A 22,663-nucleotide genomic window follows, 5' to 3' on the forward strand; every position below is an offset into this window, starting at 1 on the left:
CTAATTATTAATTTTGAGCCTCTTTTCTACTATGTATAAAATCGCAACTAATATTAAAGATAAATAATCAGAAATAGGTTGAGCCCAGAAAATACCTTCCGCTCTTAAAAACTTTGATAAAATATATGATAATGGAATTAAAAAAGCATACCACCTAGCAATTGATAATATATTTGCAAAAATATCGTTTTTAGTAGCTTGATAATAACTTGACATAATAACTACTATTCCCAATACTGGTAAAGAACTTAAATATATTATTAACCTTTTACTGGCTATCTTAACCACCTGAGGATTATTGTTAAAAACCAAAACTAATTGTTTATTAAATATACATACCAATATAAATCCTAGTATTCCAAGGACTAAATTCACAATTATAGTTAACTTTAATGTTTGTTTAGTTCTGTCAAACTCACCAGCTCCATAATTATACCCAACTATAGGTTGTATTCCTTGTGCAATTCCTAAAAGTATCTGAATAAAAATCACAGAAATATATGCAACAATAGCAAAAATAGATACATCAATAATTGTCCCATATTTTAATAAAAGTTTATCTTGAATTAAATACATAATTCCTAATGAAGTTTGAGTAAAAAAAGAAACAACTCCTGATGTCATTATTGATTTTAATGTATTATGATTTATCCTTAAATAAGAAAAATTTATTTTTATATTTGCTCTATCACTAAAGAAATAATATAAAAGATAACTAGCTGATAGGCTTATCCCTATAACTGTTGCTGTTGCTGCTCCTCTTATACCCATATTTAATTTCATAACAAAAAGCCAGTCTAAAAATATATTTATTAAGGCACCTGCAACCAATACCCCCATAGACAATTTAGGATTTCCATCCGCTCTAACAATAGGATTTAATCCTGATGATAAAATATGAAATGTAGTAAACAAAAACATTATTGTAGTATATTCTTTAGTTAGTTTAAGAACATCCCCCTCTGCACCAAAGAACCTCATCAAAGGTTCCAAAAATATAAGTCCTACTATAGTAATTACAATCCCTATAATTATCATTAAAAATATAGAAGTTCCTAACACCTTCTTAGCCTCTTCTTTTTTGTCCTCACCTAATTTAATAGAAATTACAGTAGCCGCTCCTATACCTAATAATAATCCAATTCCAATATTGAAACATATGGCTGGATAATCTATATTTACACTAGCCAAGCCCACCGCTCCTACTCCATTACCAATAAAAACACCATCAACAATTACATATAAAGAATTAACTAAAACACCTATAATGGATGGTATTATATACCTAAAAAATAATTTCCTGATGTCATCTCTCAATAATGTATTCTCCATCTTTATCCTCCGTATTTATTAAATTTTAATATATCAACATATTAATTTAAAAATTGAATTATAATCAAACTTTTAAACATAATATTTATTATATATGATGTTTAAGTTAACTAAAAGGGAGGTGTTTTTTTGAAAGATATTAAAAACAGTAATTTTTCCTTTGAAAATATATTTGAAAACTTCCTATTCATATTAGGTATAATTCTTTTTGTATATTACATCATATTTTTTAATTCGCAAAAATTATTTTCCACAATCCTTACACTCTTAACAGTTCTAACTGCAAATCAAGTATTAAAACGTTCTAAAGTTAAAATAAACAATTTGTTGTATTTTTTTTGCGATTTATTTATTTTTTGTTCTATGTATTTAGGTCAAATTGGTGGATTTTATAGTCGTTTTTATTGGTGGGATATATTATTACATTCAATGTCAGGCCTAGTACTAGCTGAATTAGGTTTTCAAATTCTCTTATCCTTGAATTCTCAATATATAAATAAATCTTTAAACCCATATTTAAAAATACTTTTTGCATTTTTCTTTGCCGTAGCCTGTGCTGGCATGTGGGAAATATTTGAATTTTCCGGTGACCAACTTCTAGGTTTAAATTCTCAACTTAATAGTCTTTGGGATACTATGTGTGATATTATTGCGGGTACTATTGGGGCCTTATTAGATTGCTCAATTCACTTCTTAAATATAAAAAAATAATACTTAAAATAGCGAATATAACTTTAAAACTATATCCGCTATTTTAATTTAAATTTTCTCATTTCCAATTAGTATAATTTTTAACAATTAGTATTTTAATTATATAGTATAAGGTAATTTAATTTATGAATATTTATTCAAGTTTATTGCATAAATATCTTGATTTTTTTTTAAAAAGTATTAAAATAGTATTAACATATTAATACTATTTGCATATTAATTCATTGCACTCTGTTTTTTACAAAATTCGTACTAATTCTTAGAAATAATTAATTATTATTTGTTAATCGACATCTCTTATAAGATCTACTGTATTTTTTAGAGTTTGTTTAATTGATTTAATAACATTATTAGTTATATAATTAAATTAATTATAATTTTTGTATATTTTTAGTGTTTATTAATGTTTTATTATTATGTTTTGTATTTTTATTAACAAAGTACTAGCTCATATTAGGAGGAAAAAACATGTTAGATATACCCAAGAAAAAATATACCGCTATTGAAATCCTAAAATTTTTAATTCCTTCGCTTATAGGAGTATTATTTTTTATGATACCTATGAAATTAGGTGGAAAACTTACTATTCCTGTAGCCTTTTTATCAAATTATTTACTAAACTTAATTTCTACTTACCTACCACTTATAATGACTGTTATTATCTGTATTTCTCTTATAGGTAGTGTAATATCAAAATTATTTAAACCTAACTTTATAGTAAATAACTCTTTTTTAAATAAATTACTTAATGTAACACCTGTTTGGTTTACCATGAGAATCCTAGGTTCAGCTTTTGCTGTTTGTACCTTCTTTAAAGTTGGTCCTCAATGGATTTCTTCAAATGATACTGGTGGCTTACTATTATTTGATTTACTTCCAATACTATTTTGTGTTTTCTTATTTGCAGGTATGTTCTTACCTTTACTTTTAAATTTTGGCCTTTTAGAATTTTTCGGTGCTTTATTAACTAAAGTTATGCGTCCAATATTTACCTTACCTGGACGTTCTTCCGTAGATTGTATTGCCTCTTGGCTTGGTGATGGTACAATTGGCGTTCTATTAACTAGTAAACAATATGAGGATGGTTATTATTCAAAACGTGAGGCTGCTGTTATTGGAACTACTTTTTCTTTTGTATCAATAACATTTAGTTTAGTTGTTCTATCTCAAGTAAAATTAGCCCATATGTTTGTACCTTTTTATTTAACTATATTATTTGCTGGTATTTTTGCTGCTATAATAATGCCTCGTATACCGCCATTATCTAAAAAAGCTGATACTTTTCACCTAAATAAAACTCAACAAGTAAAAGAAGCTATTCCAGAAGGACATACTGCTTTTAGCTGGGGGGTAGACCAAGCTGTAGAAAGAGCATCAAAGAATACTAGTCTTGTGAAAATATTACAAGAAGGAATTGAAAATGTTTTAGATATGTGGATAGGTGTAGCCCCTGTAGTTATGACTATAGGTTCAATAGCATTAATCTTAGCTCAATATACACCTATATTCCGTTGGCTTGGTATACCATTTATACCATTATTAAAACTTTTACAAATTCCAGAAGCTGCTCATGCTTCTCAAACATTAGTAGTTGGTTTTGCCGATATGTTTTTACCAACTGTTATAGGAAGTACGATAAATAGTGAGTTAACTCGTTTTGTAATTGCATGTGTTTCAGTAACTCAATTAATATACATGTCCGAAGTTGGTGGTTTATTAATCGGTTCAGAAATTCCTGTATCTATGAAAGATCTTATAATAATCTTCTTAGAACGTACCTTAATAACTTTACCAATAATATCTTTAATTGCCCATTTTTTATTTTAATAATTTACGTGATGCAGAATGATTTTAATTCTGCATCTTTTTTATTAGATAATTTTCATAATAATATGGTCTAAGCCCTTAAAATATGTTATAATTATTAAAAATTACTTTGATAATCAAACTATTTTTTTAGTAAAGAGAGGTAATAAAATTGAATTTAAAACCATTAAAATTAGGAAGCTTAGAAGCAAAATTACCAATCATTCAAGGCGGAATGGGAATAGGGGTTTCCTTAAGCAACTTAGCTTCATCTGTAGCTCTAAACGGAGGCTTTGGTGTAATCTCCGCCGCACAAATAGGATTTAAAGAAATAGATTTTAGAAAAAATATACTAAATGCAAACCTAAGAGCATTAAAATATCATATAAAAACAGCTCTAAAAAAAGCCTGCGGTAAAGGAATTATTGGAGTAAATATAATGTGTGCTGCAAAAAATTATGATGAATTAGTCAAAACCTCAATAGAGTCAGGGGCACAAGCTATAATATCAGGAGCAGGATTACCTATAACCTTACCCAAGTTATGCCAAAACTCTCCCGTAAAAATTATACCTATTGTATCTTCTGAAAAAGCCACTTCTGTTTTACTTAGGATGTGGGATAAGCACTATAATAGAACTGCAGATGCAATAATTGTAGAGGGTCCTAAGGCTGGTGGACATCTAGGATTTAAAGAAGATGAATTAGCGAATAGCATGTTAACATTTGAACATGAGATAAAAAAAATACTAAAAACCATAACTATATTCAAGAAAAAGTATAATCAAGATATACCTCTTATTGTTGCTGGTGGAATATATGATGGTAAAGATATTTATAAAGCTATTAATCTCGGTGCTTCAGGTGTGCAATTAGGTACTAGATTTGTTACCACTGAGGAATGTGATGCCCATATAAATTTTAAACAAGCTTATATTAGCTGTAATAAGGAAGATATACAGATTATAAAAAGCCCTGTTGGTATGCCAGGACGAGCTATTGCTAATAACTTTATAAATAATATATCTAAGCAAAACAAAAAAATAACTTCATGTTACTCTTGTCTTAATCATTGTGATCCTAATACCATACCTTACTGTATTACAGAAGCATTAATAAATGCAGTAAACGGTGATATAGATAATGGACTTATATTCTGTGGAAGTAATGCTTATAAAACCAATAAAATTATCACTGTAAAAGAATTATTAACAGAACTGATTAATGAAGTTGCTATTATTAATTAACTGTTTCTTAATAACTTATTTTTAGTAATAAAAATAGTATACTTTTACTTACCCCCTAAAGAATAAATCAAGTAAAAGTATACTATTAATTAATATCCTAAAACCTATTTTAAATTATTTACTGATTCTTCTAGATCTATTAGTTTTGTTATATCTCCGACTAAAGATTTCTGAGCATTTGTTAATTTATCATAATCTTTTCTTGCCTTTGATATGTCATCCTTGTCTGATATCTTTATATTTTCTTTTGATGGAAGTGATTTAATTTCATTAAACACTTTTTCTGCCACTTCAAAATCATTTTCAACAGAATTTTTTGCCTCTTTATATGCCTTAATAACATCTTGTGATTGCTTTAACTTACTATAATTAGTAACTAAAGCTTGTACTTCTTTTGATAATGCATTAAAGTTTTCTGTTGCCTTATTAACAACCTCTTCATCTTTTAATTCAGTATAACATGGACTTGGTAAGTTATTAATTTCTTGTATAACTTTCGCGGCAGAATCATTATAAATTTTTTGTTGGAAGTTATCTACTGCAGAACTCCAAGATGAAATGTAGGCCTTATTTCCTTCATAGGTTGCAAATGATTTTACAAGTCCTCTAGCTTTGTTAACTTCTTCTTGTGTTAATGATTTTTTTAAAGTGATTTTTCCTTTTTCTTGTGTATATAATATATTATAGAATTTTTGAAATAACTTTTGTTGAGCTACATCTACTTGTTTTGAAAATTCACCAACTGCAAACTGTAATTCTTCATGATTTGTCATCTCTTTTATTGCTAATCTAGCTTTATTTATATACTCTTGAGTACATTCATTTTTGGCTTTTTGCATTGCCTTAAATCCATTATTATATATAGTATCTGAATTACCTTGAGCCCAAACTGGTGTAACCCCAATACCTGTAAACATTGTAATTCCTGCTAATATTCCACCTGTAACCTTAACATTTTTTTTATTCATTTTAATTTTACCCCCTATATAGATAAAACTCTTATTAATCTAATTATAAATCTTTATTATGATTAACATTTGTCTTCTTAGTAGTTTCTTTAATTAATTTCTTATTTAAATCTTGAGTTTTTTCTATACAATAGTTTGCAATTCTATCACAATACTTTGTCATATATTCTTCGGCAGCTTTTGGGTCTTTATTATAAAGTTCTGCTACATAATTATCTGTTTCATATAGCTTTTTAGTTATCATTTGTTCCTCTGCCCTTAATATAGGTTTTGTTATTCTACCTAAATAATCGTGATAATATGGTTTTGTTAAAACTCCAGTTCTTCTATATGTCCAATATGCTGATTTATAATCTGGTGTATTCGTACCTATTTGATATGCCTTTGGTGTTTCTGTTATTCCTGAATAAAAAGGTACATACACACTTGTTTCTGGTACACCTAATGCTATCCAATGCACTCCTCCTACTCCCTTAGGTAGATTCGATCTACATTGAAGTATATGTGATTCCATTGTATGTTCTGCATTAATTGTTCTATATTCATTTTTGTATTTTCCATAGCAATCATATTCTGTACCTTCATAATGGGCTCTTAATACCTTAGCTACATCCTCAACAGAAATTTTCTTATCAGGTTTCATAAACAATTTATAATCATTTCTTCCTATTTCTTGTTTAACAGATGGGCTTAAAATTTTCTGACCTAACCAAGTTCTTGGGTAGTTATATTTGTAATCTTTTTTGCTATCAGTTCCATAAGCCTTTTTAAAGCTAAATTCTCCATCCTTCTTAGGATCATACAGACCTTTTTCTTCTGCAAACTTTATTAGATTTTTTGATCCCATAAAGTTATTAGTATCCTCTAGGTTAACTTTATCTATAACCAATATGTTAGGAATAACAGCATAACAATCATCTGGAACCCTTTGGGCTACCCATTGATGCCCTGAACCTGTTTCTACATACCAAACCTCATTAGGATCTGAAATTATAACTCCATAGGCTTCAGTTGCCCCTTTTTCTTCAACTATTTTACCTAGAAGTTTAACCCCTTCACGTGCTGTTTTAACTCTTGGTAGTATTATTGAATTAACAGAATCCTCATCTATTCCGTTTTCTACTAAAGGATCTGCCGCTTGTGCCTTATCATTTGCTGTTGCACTTTCAGTAGAACTTACTGCAACTTCATATTCATTAATTCCAGCTTCTTCAAAGTCTCCATCTGATGTATCCCATTCTGGAGTAGCTGTATATTTAAAGCTCTCTTTTGGGAGTGGATATGTAAATCCATTCGCTTTTGATATATACATATCTCCTTCCTTATTAACCTTGTGAGGATGTACTATAAATCTTTTAGTCCAAGCTGTGCTCATATCTTCATTACGTGCATTAATAGTTGATCCATCTACAGTTGCATTCTTTCCTGCTACTACAGTTGTACATGCTGATGCACTCATAATAGATGTTCCTACTAATAATCCTGTAGTTACAGTTGTCATACAAAGTAATTTTAGCATTTTTTTTCTTAACACATTTAACAACTCCCCTCAAAATAAAAACATTGTTAATTAATTATCTACATTATAATGCTTTAATTTAGATTTTTCTAGAATTTTTTCTTTTTTTCTAATATTTATTTTTTTCTCTCATACTTTTTATTTTTAATATTACTTAAAAATAAATATTAAATAAAAATTAGAAATGTATATATTATCTTTATAGAATTTTACATTTTTATTTTAATTTTTTTTATATTTATATATAGTTTTGTTTTGTCGGGGTCAAACTATATAGTTATTTTTTTTAATTTTTTTATTAATTTAACATTTTTATATTATTATTTTTAATCATACTATTTTTTTCTATGTATTAAAGTAAATTTTTTATTGATTTATATTTTTATTTCATTTAGAATAATAAAATCACTAATAAATTTCTAAGTATTTGACATTTTTTTTAATATCTTTTATAGATATGATCATACTATAAGAAAAGGAGAACATTATGAAAAAATCTTTAAAATTTTCTGAGATACTTTCTATTGGATTATTGTTATTTGCCATTTTTTTCGGTGCTGGAAATATGATTTTTCCTCCATTACTTGGTCAATTAGCCGGAACTAATATGTGGACTGCAATAATCGGTTTTATAATAGCTGATGTAGGTCTTTCATTAATAACAATTTTAGCAATAGCATTAAATGGTGAAAGCTTTCATGAAATAAGTACTAAAGTTTCTACAAAATTTGCTTCTATATTTGGAATTATAGTTTATCTTGCAATAGGCCCTCTTTGTGTTATACCTCGAACTGGTGCTGTTTCTTATGAAATGAGCTTATTACCTTTAGTCCCTCAAGGTATGAATTCTTGGATATTCGGTATTATATTTACAGCAATATTTTTTATAATTACATATTTTTTGGCTTTGAATCCATCTAAATTAGTTGATCGTATTGGCAAAATAATAACTCCATTATTATTATTAATGATAGGTTTTATAGCCATTAAGGCCATATTATCTCCTATTGGTTCATTTGGTGCTCCTGTTGGAGACTATAATACAATACCATTTTTTAAAGGATTTGTAGAAGGTTACCAGACTCTAGATGTTGTTGGTGCCTTAGTTATTTCAATCGTAGTTATTAATGCAGTTAAACAATATGATATTACATCTCCAAAAGATATAGCAAAAAATACAATAATAAGTGGTATAATCGCTTCTATTGCATTAATGCTAGTTTATTTTTCTTTAGGTTATATTGGCGCTTCAAGTGTTTCTCTTGGTAGAATAAATGATGGTGGGCAACTTTTAGTTAAAGTTATGAGTTGTATGTTTGGAAAAAGTGGCATACTTTTATTAGGCTTAATTATAACCTTTGCTTGTTTAACCACTTCTATTGGCCTTGCTTCATCTTTTAGTGATTATTTTTCTAAACTTTATCCTAAATTAAATTATAAAAATATCTTAAGAATCGTATGTATCTTTAGTTTTATAATCGCTAACTTAGGTTTAAATACGATTTTAAAGTTTTCACAACCATTATTAATGATATTATATCCCGTAACCATAGTATTAATATTTGTATCATTCTTTGATAAATTTATTAAATCAAACTGTAATGTTTATATAGGATCTATAACTGCAGCCTTACTAATTAGTGTTATTCAGGTATTAGATACTTTAGGTTTATCCTTAGGGCTAATTACCAACATAATTAAGATGATCCCACTTTACTCTTTTGGTATTGGTTGGATTATACCTAGTATAATAGGTGGATTCATAGGCTTCTTTATACCAAGCATAAAGAAATAAATAGAAAGCACTATATAGAATAAGTTTTTACTTACATTCTATATAGTGCTTATATTTTTAAATATATTTAGCTAAAACACTTTGAACCTCATAAATATCTAAACTACTGTTAAATTCCTTTGTAATAGGTTCTTCCATTCCCCTTACCCATATATTTAATTCAGCATCTAGGTCAAAATGCCCCACTGTTTCTACTGAAAATCTTTCTATGCTTCTATACGGTATAGATAAATATTCTATTTTTTTTGCAGTTACACCTTGTTTATCTATTAATATTAACCTTTTGTTTGTAAAAATCATTACATCTCTTATTAACTTGTATGCTCTTTCAACAATTTCATTGTTGGCTAATATTCTAATATATTCTTGTTGTATGTCTTCACTAGATACTTCTGAGGCGTGCCCCATCAGTCCGCTAAATAAACCCATTTTTCTCCTCCTATAGAATTTAAATGTTAAGATTTTTTATTGTTTTTATAAGTTCATTTTTAAGTAAGGCTTTTTGACCCTCATTTGCAAAAGAAGCTTCAATAGAATTAAAAAGTACTTTTTTAATATCCTCAACATTAAATTTTAATTCTTTTACTAATATATTAAACTCATCATTTAATGTAACATTAGATACAGTTTCATTATCAGTATTTACTGTCACTTTTATACCTTTCTCAAGATAACTTTTTATAGGATGGAATTTTAGCTGCTCAATAGCCTCTGTATTATAATTACTTGTAACACAAACTTCTAAAGGAACATTGTTATTTATTAAAAACTGAACAATTTCTGGGTTTTTATATGCAAAAACTCCATGTCCTATTCTTTCAGCATGTAAAAGTTCTATTGATTTTATTATATTTTGCTCTATACCAGTTTCTCCTGCATGTATAGTAATATGAAATCCATATTCCTTTGCTAAATCAAAAACCCTTTTATGTAATTCTGGTGGAAAATCATGCTCATTACCAGCTAAATCAATGGCCACTACCCCTTTATTAATATACTTTTTAGCTGTATTTACTAATTCTATGTTTTTATCTACACTTTCATGTCTCATAGCACATAAAATTAAATTACTTATTACCCCATATCTTTCTTCTCCTGCTTTCATGGCTTCTAATACCGTCTCTATAACTTCATCCATTGTAAGTCCCTTTTCTAAATGAAAGTATGGTGCAAATCTAATTTCTATATATTTAACTCCTTGTTTTTTACAATCCTCTAATAATTCAAGTGTTATTCTATAAATATTCTTTTTATCTTGCATAACCATTATAGGATACTTAAATTTAGTTAAGTATTCTTTTAAGGATTCGCATTTACCTATAACCTTAACATATCTTTCAAACTCTTCTAAAGTTTTTACAGGTAAAGCAATCTTTTGATCTTTTAACATTTCAAAGATAGTTTCAGGTCTCACACTTCCATCTAAGTGACAATGTAATTCCACTTTAGGCAATTTTTCAATTATATTATTTATATCCACTTTAACATTTCCTCTCTGTTTAAATTAGTTATACTTATTCTAATATATAATCTAAATTTATCAACATATCTTTATGTATTATTTAAAAATTTTTAAAAAATAAAGATACTCTAAATTAAAGTATCTTTATTTTTTATAATTATTACTGTTTTACATATAAAGGATTACCTGCATAAAATATTGCATCATATTCTTTTATACTATCTAAGACTTTAGTTGGAGATTTATTTTCACCCTTTAACAAGTATAACTTATTATCTGTAGTATAATATGCAATATCACCTTTATCTATCTGAATAAACTCAACATTTTTAGCTATAACTTTATCATCAATTTTTAATACTTTATCTTTACCTAAAAGATATATCTTACCATTGAATAATGTATAAACTTGATTATTGGCTTTCATATTTTTATTTTCTTTGCCTTCCACTTTAACAGTAAGGTTATCTTTATTATTTAGATAAGCTGTATTACCCTTTTCATCAACCATAAAGTTAACTATATCTTTTCCTAGTTCTTTGGTTTCTTTTGTTGCTAGTTTTGTAGAGAAAAATTTATTTTCATTGTTCATATAATAAGCAACTCCATTAACAACTTGAAAGTCATAAGGAGATGCATTAACATTTGAAGCTATTTTTACTTCTTCCTTGCCAGATGGCTTATAATATAAATCACTAAAATACTTTTTATCTTTTTCTTTTATATTTTTAAAGTAAGTAACTCCTCCATCCTTATACATTCTAATAAAAAGATTATTCATTACATTACCTAACTTTTCTTCTTTTCCATTTTCTTTAAGCTCTTTTATATAAACAGCTTTATCTTCTTTTGTTATCAATATCTTGTCTTTGCATTCAGTAAAACTAAGTGCCTTAATTCCTGTTCCTATCTTTTTCCCCGTTTTATCACCATTATTAGTTAAAAATAACTCTGCTTTGTCATTTGTATATACTAATTGATTACTATCAGGATTTAATCTTGCCATTCCTACATTAGAAGCAATTTGTACTTTTTCCTTTCCATATGGTTTTAAATAGAGATTTTTATTTTTGTCAATATATGCTATATCCTTTTTATTGTTTATTATAGTTTCCGATGGTGATTTAGCTATTTCTGTTTTTGCTTTACCTTCCTCAAACATAAAAACATTTTTTTCAGAATCTTGGTATACTAACGCCCTGCTATCAGTAAAATATTGAAGATTTGAAAATTGATTATCTAATACAGCCTTATCTATAATCTTTTTAAACCCACTATCTTTTTCATATTTCATATATATATCATTAGTACCTTCTTTAGCAGCATTCTTTTTAATAGCAATTAATGTGTTATCTGGTTTTTCTAAATTAGCACTTGAAGTACTACATCCAAATAACCCAAATGGTAGTGTAGCAATAACAATACTACTAACAATTTTTTTTATTTTTTTCAACGTATAATCCTCCTTAGTTTTATTTAACTTAACATATACATTTTATATTATACAATGAAATCCTTTTTTATCATATTATCCATTATTTAATCTTTTATTAATAAGTATAATTTTATCTTAATTTATATATTTCTTAAGGTTTTTTTAAGGTATATTTATTATAATTTTATTATGGAATAAAAGATTTATAGTATAAATTTAAGAGGGTGTCTTATGATGATAAGGGTATTAAAACTTAATAAAAAATATATACACACTATAAGTTATCTGCTTATCCCCATTATAAGTTACTTATTGTCAACTAGGTTAACCGATGCTTTATTACAACCTATTTTAACTCTAGGCAAAACTCATGCCTCTAGTAAGTTAGTTAAATTAATTTTAAGATATACGGAAAGTTGTTTTTTTGAAACTACTTTATTTCTTACTATATTTGCATTAATTTTCTTTATGCTATCATTTACTTATAGCACTATTCTTAATAATAATTTTAGTGATGATGACCCTAAGTAATTCATATACTTAGGGTTATTATTTCATTTTTAAAAGTCCTTTAGTATCTTTCAATGACATCTGCGCTTTTCTAAAAAAATGATTGTTTAGATTATACTTGTTCTTATTTTGAATAACATCATCTACTGGCAAAACCTTATATTTATATCCTCCCCCACTATTTGGCTTTCTAAACACCCATGTTGGTACTATATCAAAATCTTTTAAATAGGTTTTTCCATCTTGTTTTTTTATATTCAATTTCACCATATATCCATCTTCAGTAAATCTATTATTTAAACTTTCATAACACTGATTTGATATCAGGTTACCGAGAGAATAAGTTACGAAAGTTTTATGTCCGGTAGATTTATTTTCTATTGTTTCATATGGCTGAATAACATGGGGATGTCCACCTATTATCGCATCAACTCCCATTTCATTTAACTTTTTACTCATGTTTTTTTGATATTCATTAGGCCTTCTTGAATATTCATCTCCCCAATGTAGTAAAGCCATAATATAATCTACTTTTTCTTCCTTCATCTTATCTATATTACATTTAATATCTTCATAAAATTTTTCTAGATTACTATAATCAAAGGTATTTATTAAACCTTCACATTTCTTAGGCATCAATATTCCATTTATAGTTTTTCTTCCATTTATTTTTTCTGTTTCATAAACATAAGAAATTATTCCAACTTTAATCCCATTTATATTTTTTATAGTATATTTTTTTTGATTTTCCTGCTTCTGCACTCCCGTAAACTCTAATCCAGCCTTTTTTATTTCCTGTAACGATTCCCTAAACCCATTCTCTCCTTTATCTATAACATGATTACTAGCAAAATTCACTATATCAAATCCACTATTTTTTATAGATCTTAATGCCTCTGGTGGAGTATTAAAATTAGGATACCCAGAATATTTATCCTTATTATAAAAATTGGTTTCTACAGTTAAAAGTGATAAATCTGCCTCTTTGACAAAAGAACTTATATACTTAAAATTATCGTTAAAATCATACCTTTTACCATTATATGCGGCCCTAACTTGAGGCATATGATAAATTGTATTTCCTGCTGCAACTATACTTATATCTTTAGGTGTTTCTATAACTTCTTTTTTTTCTTCTTTGGATTTTAAATTTTCTTGTTTCTCCTTTTCTTCTATAGGTGCTAAAGTTTCCTTTGCTGTTTCTTTAACATTTCCTTTAGAATTCATGCAAGCTGAAAAAAATAATACAATGGTCAAACTTAACATTAAACAACTCTTTATGTATTTACGTTTCATAGTTCTCCCCCTTATTTATCTTTCATATATTTATATAATATACCATTTTATGTAAATAAGGAAGTATAATCTTTAAAAATAAAAAAAGAGGCCAAATATTATTTGGCTTCTTTATGAAAAAATTTTCTTTTCATTTTAGATATAATTTTAAGTTCTAAACATTTTTTAACTATCTTAGATACAAACCCTATAACCGGCAAAGATAATAATATTATCAAAAACGCAATACTATTATATGCAATTCCACAATTATATAGACTAAATATATCTTTACCTGTTGGGGTTAAAAATGCTACTGCAAAAAGTGTACTCATAGCAATTATAAGTAGAATCTTAAAGAGATTAAGAGGCCTAGCCACCTTATTAACAACTACTAAACTTATTCCTCCTAATACCAATACTGATAAAGTCATGCACTGAGTTCTTTGAAGTCCTGTCAAATATGCTATTAAATACATTATTAAAGTACTCATTGCTAATACAATACCATTCGGCAAAGCAAATTGTAATACTCTATTTAAAAATCCTTTTTTTACACGTTCCTTATTTGATCCTAATGCTAAGAAAAATGAAGGTATTCCTATAGTTAAAGATCCTATTAAACTTAACTGAATTGGTAAAATAGGAAACGGAAGAAATATAATTGCAAAAATAAATGAAAGAATTATAGAATATACTGTTTTAGATAAAAACAACTCTGATACCCTTTCTAAATTATTTATAAGTCTTCTGCCTTCCATAACTACTTGTGGTAATGCACTAAAATTGGAATCCAATAAAACTAGTTGTGCTACCGCCCTTGTAGCATCTGATCCATTAGCCATTGCTATACCACAATCTGCTTCTTTTAATGCCAAAACATCATTAACCCCGTCACCTGTCATAGCAACTACATGCTCACTTTTTTGAAGTGCATTTACTATGTTTTTCTTTTGATGTGGTGTAACTCTCCCAAATACCGTAATGTTCTCCACTATCCTTGATAATTCTTCAATATTGTCTGGTAAATTCGTAGCATCTATATATTTATCTGCATTTTTAACACCTGCATTTTTAGCCACTGCTGATACCGTTATTGGATTATCACCTGAAATAATTTTTAAAACCACACCCTGATTGTTAAAATATCTTAAAACCTCTGGTGCATCTTCCCTAATAATATCTTCTATAAGGATTAAAGCCGCAATTTCTAATTCACCTTTTAACTCCTTTGTTAATGATTCACCATTAAATTTTGCTAACAATAATACTCGTCTTCCCTTGATGGCCTCTTGTTCTACCGCTTCTTTTATTTCAGTATATCTATTTTTTAGAATCATTTCTGGAGCCCCTAAAATCCAAGTACCTTTTTTCTCAAATTCTACAGCACTCCATTTTCGTGCAGATGAAAATGCTATTTTGTTTATTACTCTTAGATTAGTATCTTTATTAAACCTATCTGCAATGGCACTCTGAGTTGGATTTGTATTAGAAAAAACTTTGCATATAGACGATAATACTTCTTCTATATCTTCCATATTATTATTATTAAATGTTATTACATCTGTAAGTTTTAATTTACCTTCTGTTATTGTTCCTGTTTTATCTAAACATAAGGTATCTACCCTTGCCAACACCTCTGTAGCCGGTAATTCTTGTACAAGTGTATTCCATTTAGAAAGTCTTATTATGGCTACAACAAATGTTGCACTGGTTAAAAGCACTAGTCCCTCTGGAACCATTCCTATTACTCCTGATACGGCACCTATAACCGCATCCCTCCATGAAGTTCCCGTAAACATAAGTTGGGTTGTAAAAAGTAAAATACTTATTGGAATTACAAACTTTATAATCACTCCAAATATCTTATTTATTGCTCTCTGTAACTCTGAATTAATTTTTTTAAACTTTTTTGCCTCATTTGCAAGCTTAGCAGCATATGTATCAGAACCAACTTTAATAGCTTTAGCATACCCTTTACCACCAACTACAAAACTTCCTGATAATAAATTATTATGTCCTTTTTTTAAAATAGGATCTGCTTCGCCGGTTAGTAAAGATTCATCTACTTCTAATTCATTATTTTCTAAAACTATAGCATCACATAAAACCTGTGATCCTGTTTGTAAAATCATTATATCATCTATAACTAGCTCTTCTATAGCTATATCTTTTTCAATTCCATTTCTCATAACTTTCAATGTTGCTGAACTAAATACAGAAAGTTTTTCTATAATTTTTCTAGCCCTTAACTCTTGAAAAATACCTATTAAAGTATTAGTTATTATAACTCCCGCAAAAATAGAATTTTTAGGTGAACCAGCTATTATAACAATTAAGGCTAAAACAGCATTTAAAGCATTAAATACAGTAAATAAATTTGCCCTTATTATCTGCCATGTAGTACGAGATGGTGCCTTTGGAATAACATTAACCTTCCCTTCTTTTACTCTTTCTTCTACCTCTATATCTGTAAGTCCTTTTATATTCTCTACCTTTTCATAGGAGTTTTCTTCGCATTTTGTATTGTTGTTCATATATTACTCCTTTTTATTTTTTATTATTTCTTTATATATTATTCTAAGCTTAATTTCTTAAAATAATCTTAAAGAATATTTAAATTTACATTTCCACAAGATAACGTTTACTTTAAATTTATAACAATTTATAAGTTTCCATTGACCAACGCCATTTATTTGTATATTATAATATTACGATATATAAATATATGGAGGTCTTATATGAAATTTTTCAAAAATTATGGTTATGTAATATTTTTTACTTTCCTCATTTTATCTTTATTTGATTTTAGATTTAGTATAATTGCTATAGTTTGTATGCTAGCTCCTATAATTTTAGCCATTTTAGGTATGGGACGTTTTTGGTGTGGAAACTTCTGTCCTAGGGGAAGTTTCTTCGATAAAATAATGAGTAAACTATCTCCTAATAACAAGGTTCATCCATTTTTTAAAAGTAAATTTTTAAGAATTTTTATGGTAGTATTTATATTTGCCAATTTTATTATTGGAATAGTACTAAATTGGGGCAATTTATATGGAATAGGTAAAGTTTTTTATAGAATAATAGTTATTACCACAATTGTAGGTGTAATTTTGGCTTTATTTAATAACCGTAGAACTTGGTGTAACTTCTGTCCTATGGGAACTATTGCTGGATGGATAACTAAGGTCAAAGGAAAAAAAACTGTAATAACCGTAGATTCATCTTGCGTATCTTGTAATCTATGTAAAAAAGTATGTCCTATGAATATAGAACCAAGTAAAAACAAGAATTCTCACATAGAATCTGAAGATTGCATATATTGTTCTAATTGCATCTATAAATGTCCTAAACATTCTTTAAAATTAACCAAAAAATAAACATAGATATAAATAAAGTTCCCTTTATATCAAATACACTTGCGTACTTATAATATTAAAGGGAACTTTATTTATATTAACTTCTTAAAAATCTATATTAAAAAACTGATTTTCCTTCTTTATCTAAATTAGTTGCTATTTTTTCTATAGCACTAAACTGTTTAATTATTCCTATAGATATATTTTCTGCTTCTTGTGCATATCGCATTGCTTCACTCTCATTTTTATTTTTTACAGCATTTACAATTTTATGTCCTAATTTATGCAATTCTTTATGTGGCTCTCCAATTTCATTCCATATGGTTAGAATTTCTTCATTTTTAGGTTTAACTGCATTATAAAAATGACCAAATCCACATTTCTCTCCATTTAATTGAAGAGGTTTTATGGACATCTGTGAAACCATTGTTTTAACTCCATCCACCCATTCCTCATGAGCATCTATAGCATTTTGCATAGCTTCTATAAAATCATTATTAGCCAATTTAAACATATCTTCACTATTAATTTCATTAGTTAACATAGTCATATTAGAAACTTCAGAGTCTACTTTTTCTAAATCGCTTCCCATTTTTCTAATAGCTTTAGCTGTAGAATAAAGACTTTCCCCCATGTCAGCTAAACCTTGTGCCCCATCTGTTAAAACATTCATTGCAGATGACATTTCCTGTCCTATGGCATTTACCTCCTCCATATTACTAGAAATCTCTTGCATACCTGATATAATTTCAGTTATTGACTGTTTACTATCCACAAATGAATTAGTCATATCTACTGTGTACTCTGTCATTTCATTAATTGATACTAGGGAGTTATTTATACTGTCATTACATTTTTCGGAAGCTTGTTCGATTTTGTCCATAAATCTTTCTATAAACTTCAACTGTTCACTTGTATCTTCAGCTAGTTTTTTAACTTCATTAGCAACAACGGCAAAGCCTTTGCCATATTCTCCAGCTCTAGCAGCCTCTATACTGGCATTCAATGCTAATATAGATGTATTAGAAGTTATGTTGTTAATGCCATCAACAATATTCTTCATGTCTTTTACTACAGTACTCATTTCTTTCATATTATCTCTCATAACCTCTCCATTAAGAGATAATTCTTGGTTTAGATCAGTGACTTTTTTTAAGCTTTGTTCACTCTTATCTAAAGTTTGAGATACCTTACTACTATTTGAAGAAACATTTTCTAAAGCTGAAGCATTTTGTGATATTGCAGATGATACTTCTCCTATACTAGCCGTTGATTGTTGTATTGCAGCTAATAAGTTTTCACTTTCATCCTTTAATTTATCTGATGTATCATTTAAGTCATATGAATAATAATCTAAATGGGTATGAAACATACTTATTCTACTAGAAAGTCCTATAATATTTTTAACTGTTTTTTTAATTGCCGATTTAGTTTTTAACATAGTTTTTCCTATATTAATAAATGTATCTTCCATTCCCCCAACAAGATTTTCAGACATTTTTTCAAGTGCCTTAACATCTTTATTTTCTATAGCCCTTTTTACTTCTTTTAGATTTCCTTTACTTTCTTTTTTAAAAAACATATTATACCTCCATATATCCCCACTAAATTTATAAACATTAACACCGACTTGATATATTTATAAATATATTATTAATCAAATGTATATATTATAATATATCGAATAATAAATATTTTTACTTGATATTATATTCAGTAAATTTAAACTCCTATCCAATAATATAGTGTATTATTGGATAATCTTTATTAATAATATCATAATATTCTATTAAAATCCATAAAAAAATAAAGCTATTTAATATACCTTGTTTTAAGGATAATATTAAATAGCTTATGATTTTTGTTATTCAGTTATTGCCTCATTAACTTGAACATGTTCTCCCATAGTTAATTCCTTTTCAGCAATTATATCTTCTATTAGTTCCTTAGTTTCCATTAATTCTTCCAATGTCATATTATTATAATCTTTTGAAGACCCTTTAGAAACATTTATTCCTTGATTTTTTAGAAATCCATCTATTTGTGTTTGATTTTTCTTATATATGTAATAACCTGCTGCACACACTCCAACACCTACTACTATTCCTTTTATATGATCTCTATTTATGTTTTGTAACATAAAACTTCCCCCTTAAATATATATTAATTTTGATTTAAAACATTAGTAATAACTTTTTTAGGATTATTATGAACCCTCATATAACTGCAGTTCTGTGAAAATTCACAAGGTCTATTCTTATCAAACCCTAATTTAATTCCCTCTTTTGTAACTAAAAAACCTTTAGCACAAGAGTAAGCCTCTTTTTCTAAAACCTTAGATGCAAAAGTTTTTAAAAAACAAATCTTTTTATTATCTTCTACAGATGGAATAACGGAAACCTCATAATTATTTTCATCTGAACAACTTCCCTTAACTTTTTTTATATTTATCAATATACTATCATATGAAATATTTAATATATGTCTTCCAAAAGTAGTTAACCACGTAATAGCCGATGCCTTAACAAAATCTCCATTAAGCATAGACTTTATTAAATATATGACGGACATAACTTCTGGATCTACAGTACCTTTTGAATTTATCTCATAATAGGCATGTTCTCCTATAGCTCCTATTGTAGTACCTACTGTTAACCAATTTAAAAAATCCTGTATCTTTACATTGTTAGTTAAAACTTTGTTTAAAGAAGCTATTATAATTGTTATTATAGAGTAATAAGATAGTATCGGCATCTCCCTTTTTGGAGAATCAGATATAAATTTTATCGGTATAAAACCATATCCTTTAGAATACTCAATAACTACTCTTACTATTATTTCCTCTTCACATATCTTAAATTGATCATATTCCAAAAGCACAGATTTTGTAATAGAATTATACTTTATATTTTTAACTCCATGATTGCTAAAAACAATTTTATCTAGATTTTCTAACTTTAAAAAAGGATGCGATAATTTTAACCTTATCCTACCTGGAAGCCTATGGGCAATTACTATTATTGGATTTTTCACCTTATGTACCCCTTTCCATGTTAAAGAAAAGTAACCTTAATGAGTTTGATACTACAAATATAGTACTAGAATTATGTAAAACAGCTCCCCAAAAAACAGGTAAGACTCCAACTGCACTTAGTAATAAACCTAAACTATTTATGGTAATAACTAATCCAAAATTTTGTTTTACTATATTCATAGTTTTCTTTGATAGATCCATTACTATAGGTAACTTCATAGGATCATCACCTTGTACTGTAACATCCGATGTCTCCATAGCCACATCTGTAGTTCTTCCCCCTAGTGCAATACCAACATCAGAGTAAGCTAGTGCTGGAGCATCATTTACTCCATCTCCTACCATTATTACCTTGGAACCATTTGCTTGCAATTTCAGTACAGCCTTTGCTTTATCTTCTGGTAATAGTTCAGCCTCATAACTATCTACACCCATTTTATCCGATACAATCTGTGCTTGTTTCTCTAAATCACCTGTTAATAACATTATTTCATTAATTCCTTGGTATCTTAGGTTATTAAGCGATTTTTTCATGTTATCTCTCATTTTATCCTCAATACCTATTAAGCCAATAATTTTTTCATTTTTACTTATATATATAAGGCTCTTCCCTTTTGCCTTCATAGCATCTGATCTATCTTTAAGTTCTGATATATCCACATTATTTTCAGTTAAAAATACTTCACTACCAACTCTTATAATATCATCATCAATCTTAGTCTCAACACCTCTTGCAATATGAGTTATAACCTCCCCATGCTTAGGTATAGATAACCCTTTAGATTTAACCTTCGATAATACGGCCATGGCCATTGGATGCCCTGATGTTTCTTCTGCTGCTCCAGCTAGTTGTAATATCTCAGTTTGCTCATATCCACTTGCAGTAATTATATCTACTATTTCTGGCTTACCTTCTGTTAAGGTACCTGTTTTATCTAAAATTAATGTATCTGCTTCTGATAAATTTTCAATATAATTTCCACCTTTTATTAAAACTCCACCTTTAACCGCTGTATTAATTGCAGCTGAAAATGCCGTTACAGTAGATAACTTGATACCACAAGAATAATCAATTACCAACATATTTAACGCTCTTATTGGACTCTTTGTCACTATATAAGTTATACCTGCAAACATAAAATTAAACGGTATTAAATATGCCGAAAACTTATCAGCATAATTTTGTATATTTGCCTTTTGGTAGGCGGCATCTTCTACTAAGCTTATAATTCTCGATACAACTGTATCATCCCCGGCTTTTTCTGTTGATACAGTTATAATACCATTTTTAAGTACTGTTCCTGCAAAGACTTTATTATCTTTTCTCTTAATTTCTGGCATAAATTCACCAGTAACAGCTGATTGATCTACAACAGCCTCTCCAGAAATAACAGTACCATCAACACAAATTTTTTCCCCAGCATGTACAACTATTGTATCGCCTTTTGTAATATTATCTATTTTCTCTTTCCTTACAGTTCCATCATTTAGTTGTTTCCATACATATTCTTCATTAAGATTCATCATATTTCTTATAGAATCTCTAGTCTTTTTCATAGTATAGCTTGTCATAAATTCAGCTATATCTGATAAAAGAATGATAGTTAATGCTGAAACATCCTTTCCTGTTAAAAGACTCGCAGCTATTGATGTTATTGTAAGTGTATCTGCATTAGGTCTAAAATTACGTGTCAGTGAACCAATTCCACTTTTAAATAATGGTTTTGTTAAATATATAGACATTAATGCTGGTAATGTAGTAAACCTTTTATACAGTGATAAAGGTAATTGCTGAGATGCTTTTCTCTTTTTCCAAAATGAGTATCCTATAACACCTAATGTTACTCCAACCCTTTTTACTATTTCTCCGACGCTTACTTCTTCTAATTCTCTATTATAATTCATAGCTAAAGAAGATTCTTTTCTTTCTTCCTTATATGCAACTAAAGAATAATAAGATATTATCTCTTCAAAAATTTTAAGTACTTCATCCTGATTTATTAAATTTTGCTCATAACAAATCAAGGAATTTTTTGTAATACAGTTTACTTCTATACTTTTGATTACTCTCAAGTCACTAAATTTCTTCTCTATATCTATTTTGTACTGGCTAAGATATTTTAATGCTCTGCATCCAATCCGCACTCTACCCGGTAAGCTATGAACTACATATGGTTTTAATAAAGGTATTTTCTTTTTTAAAATCATCTT

The 22,663-nt window shown here is 28.0% G+C and carries 18 protein-coding genes; 6 read left to right on the forward strand and 12 right to left on the reverse strand.

The window, feature by feature from the left end; genetic code table 11:
- A complete protein-coding gene (locus QOZ93_RS01710; RefSeq protein WP_307354871.1) occupies window positions 1-1,332 on the reverse strand; it encodes an MATE family efflux transporter in 1,332 nt (443 codons plus the stop codon).
- Between the two features lie 129 nt (window positions 1,333-1,461).
- On the opposite strand from QOZ93_RS01710, the gene QOZ93_RS01715 reads away from it, so the two are divergent.
- The 3 genes from QOZ93_RS01715 (at window position 1,462) to QOZ93_RS01725 (ending at window position 5,095) form a co-directional block, all read left to right on the forward strand.
- Window positions 1,462-2,043, forward strand: a complete 582-nt coding sequence (locus QOZ93_RS01715; protein ID WP_307354872.1) for a DUF2238 domain-containing protein — start codon at window positions 1,462-1,464, stop codon at window positions 2,041-2,043.
- 468 nt (window positions 2,044-2,511) lie between these two features.
- On the forward strand, window positions 2,512-3,870 hold the full coding sequence (locus tag QOZ93_RS01720; RefSeq protein WP_307354873.1) for a YjiH family protein: 1,359 nt from the start codon (window positions 2,512-2,514) through the stop codon (window positions 3,868-3,870).
- A gap of 151 nt (window positions 3,871-4,021) precedes the next feature.
- A complete protein-coding gene (locus tag QOZ93_RS01725) occupies window positions 4,022-5,095 on the forward strand; it encodes an NAD(P)H-dependent flavin oxidoreductase (protein WP_111944204.1) in 1,074 nt (357 codons plus the stop codon).
- Window positions 5,096-5,199: 104 nt separating this feature from the next.
- On the opposite strand, the gene QOZ93_RS01730 is transcribed toward QOZ93_RS01725, so the two are convergent.
- Window positions 5,200-6,063, reverse strand: a complete 864-nt coding sequence (locus tag QOZ93_RS01730) for a hypothetical protein (RefSeq protein ID WP_307354874.1) — start codon at window positions 6,061-6,063, stop codon at window positions 5,200-5,202.
- A gap of 43 nt (window positions 6,064-6,106) precedes the next feature.
- Window positions 6,107-7,597: a C69 family dipeptidase gene (locus QOZ93_RS01735; RefSeq protein ID WP_307354875.1), complete on the reverse strand. Its 1,491-nt coding sequence runs from the start codon at window positions 7,595-7,597 to the stop codon at window positions 6,107-6,109.
- A 472-nt stretch (window positions 7,598-8,069) separates the two neighbouring features.
- Here QOZ93_RS01735 and brnQ point away from each other — a divergent pair, with 472 nt between their 5' ends.
- A complete protein-coding gene (brnQ, locus tag QOZ93_RS01740; RefSeq protein WP_307354876.1) occupies window positions 8,070-9,377 on the forward strand; it encodes a branched-chain amino acid transport system II carrier protein in 1,308 nt (435 codons plus the stop codon).
- A 57-nt stretch (window positions 9,378-9,434) separates the two neighbouring features.
- Here the strand turns inward: brnQ and QOZ93_RS01745 are convergent, their stop codons facing one another.
- The 3 genes from QOZ93_RS01745 to QOZ93_RS01755 form a co-directional block, all read right to left on the reverse strand.
- Window positions 9,435-9,806: a PH domain-containing protein gene (locus QOZ93_RS01745; protein ID WP_111944207.1), complete on the reverse strand. Its 372-nt coding sequence runs from the start codon at window positions 9,804-9,806 to the stop codon at window positions 9,435-9,437.
- A gap of 19 nt (window positions 9,807-9,825) precedes the next feature.
- A complete protein-coding gene (add, locus tag QOZ93_RS01750; protein ID WP_307354877.1) occupies window positions 9,826-10,857 on the reverse strand; it encodes an adenosine deaminase in 1,032 nt (343 codons plus the stop codon).
- 142 nt (window positions 10,858-10,999) lie between these two features.
- Window positions 11,000-12,292: a hypothetical protein gene (locus QOZ93_RS01755; protein ID WP_111944209.1), complete on the reverse strand. Its 1,293-nt coding sequence runs from the start codon at window positions 12,290-12,292 to the stop codon at window positions 11,000-11,002.
- 213 nt (window positions 12,293-12,505) lie between these two features.
- Here QOZ93_RS01755 and QOZ93_RS01760 point away from each other — a divergent pair, with 213 nt between their 5' ends.
- The gene (locus QOZ93_RS01760) at window positions 12,506-12,805 is read left to right on the forward strand and encodes a hypothetical protein (RefSeq protein WP_111944210.1); all 300 of its coding nucleotides are present in this window, start codon (window positions 12,506-12,508) and stop codon (window positions 12,803-12,805) included.
- Window positions 12,806-12,823: 18 nt separating this feature from the next.
- On the opposite strand, the gene QOZ93_RS01765 is transcribed toward QOZ93_RS01760, so the two are convergent.
- Window positions 12,824-14,080, reverse strand: a complete 1,257-nt coding sequence (locus QOZ93_RS01765; RefSeq protein ID WP_307354878.1) for a CapA family protein — start codon at window positions 14,078-14,080, stop codon at window positions 12,824-12,826.
- A gap of 98 nt (window positions 14,081-14,178) precedes the next feature.
- Window positions 14,179-16,596 carry a cation-translocating P-type ATPase gene (locus QOZ93_RS01770; protein ID WP_307354879.1) on the reverse strand — a complete coding sequence of 806 codons (2,418 nt, stop codon included), beginning with the start codon at window positions 16,594-16,596 and terminating at the stop codon, window positions 14,179-14,181.
- A gap of 204 nt (window positions 16,597-16,800) precedes the next feature.
- Here QOZ93_RS01770 and QOZ93_RS01775 point away from each other — a divergent pair, with 204 nt between their 5' ends.
- Window positions 16,801-17,439 carry a 4Fe-4S binding protein gene (locus QOZ93_RS01775; RefSeq protein ID WP_307354880.1) on the forward strand — a complete coding sequence of 213 codons (639 nt, stop codon included), beginning with the start codon at window positions 16,801-16,803 and terminating at the stop codon, window positions 17,437-17,439.
- Between the two features lie 97 nt (window positions 17,440-17,536).
- On the opposite strand, the gene QOZ93_RS01780 is transcribed toward QOZ93_RS01775, so the two are convergent.
- The 4 genes from QOZ93_RS01780 to QOZ93_RS01795 form a co-directional block, all read right to left on the reverse strand.
- Complete coding sequence (locus tag QOZ93_RS01780; protein WP_111944214.1) at window positions 17,537-19,000, reverse strand: methyl-accepting chemotaxis protein; 1,464 nt, start codon at window positions 18,998-19,000, stop codon at window positions 17,537-17,539.
- 282 nt (window positions 19,001-19,282) lie between these two features.
- Window positions 19,283-19,558, reverse strand: coding sequence for a hypothetical protein (locus tag QOZ93_RS01785; RefSeq protein ID WP_307354881.1), 276 nt, complete (start codon window positions 19,556-19,558; stop codon window positions 19,283-19,285).
- Between the two features lie 23 nt (window positions 19,559-19,581).
- Window positions 19,582-20,451, reverse strand: a complete 870-nt coding sequence (locus QOZ93_RS01790; RefSeq protein ID WP_307354882.1) for a hypothetical protein — start codon at window positions 20,449-20,451, stop codon at window positions 19,582-19,584.
- 1 nt (window position 20,452) lies between these two features.
- A complete protein-coding gene (locus QOZ93_RS01795; protein ID WP_307354883.1) occupies window positions 20,453-22,660 on the reverse strand; it encodes a heavy metal translocating P-type ATPase in 2,208 nt (735 codons plus the stop codon).
- Window positions 22,661-22,663 lie beyond the last annotated feature (3 nt).

Source organism: Hathewaya limosa (assembly GCF_030815255.1).
Taxonomy (GTDB): Bacteria; Bacillota; Clostridia; order Clostridiales; family Clostridiaceae; genus Hathewaya; species Hathewaya limosa.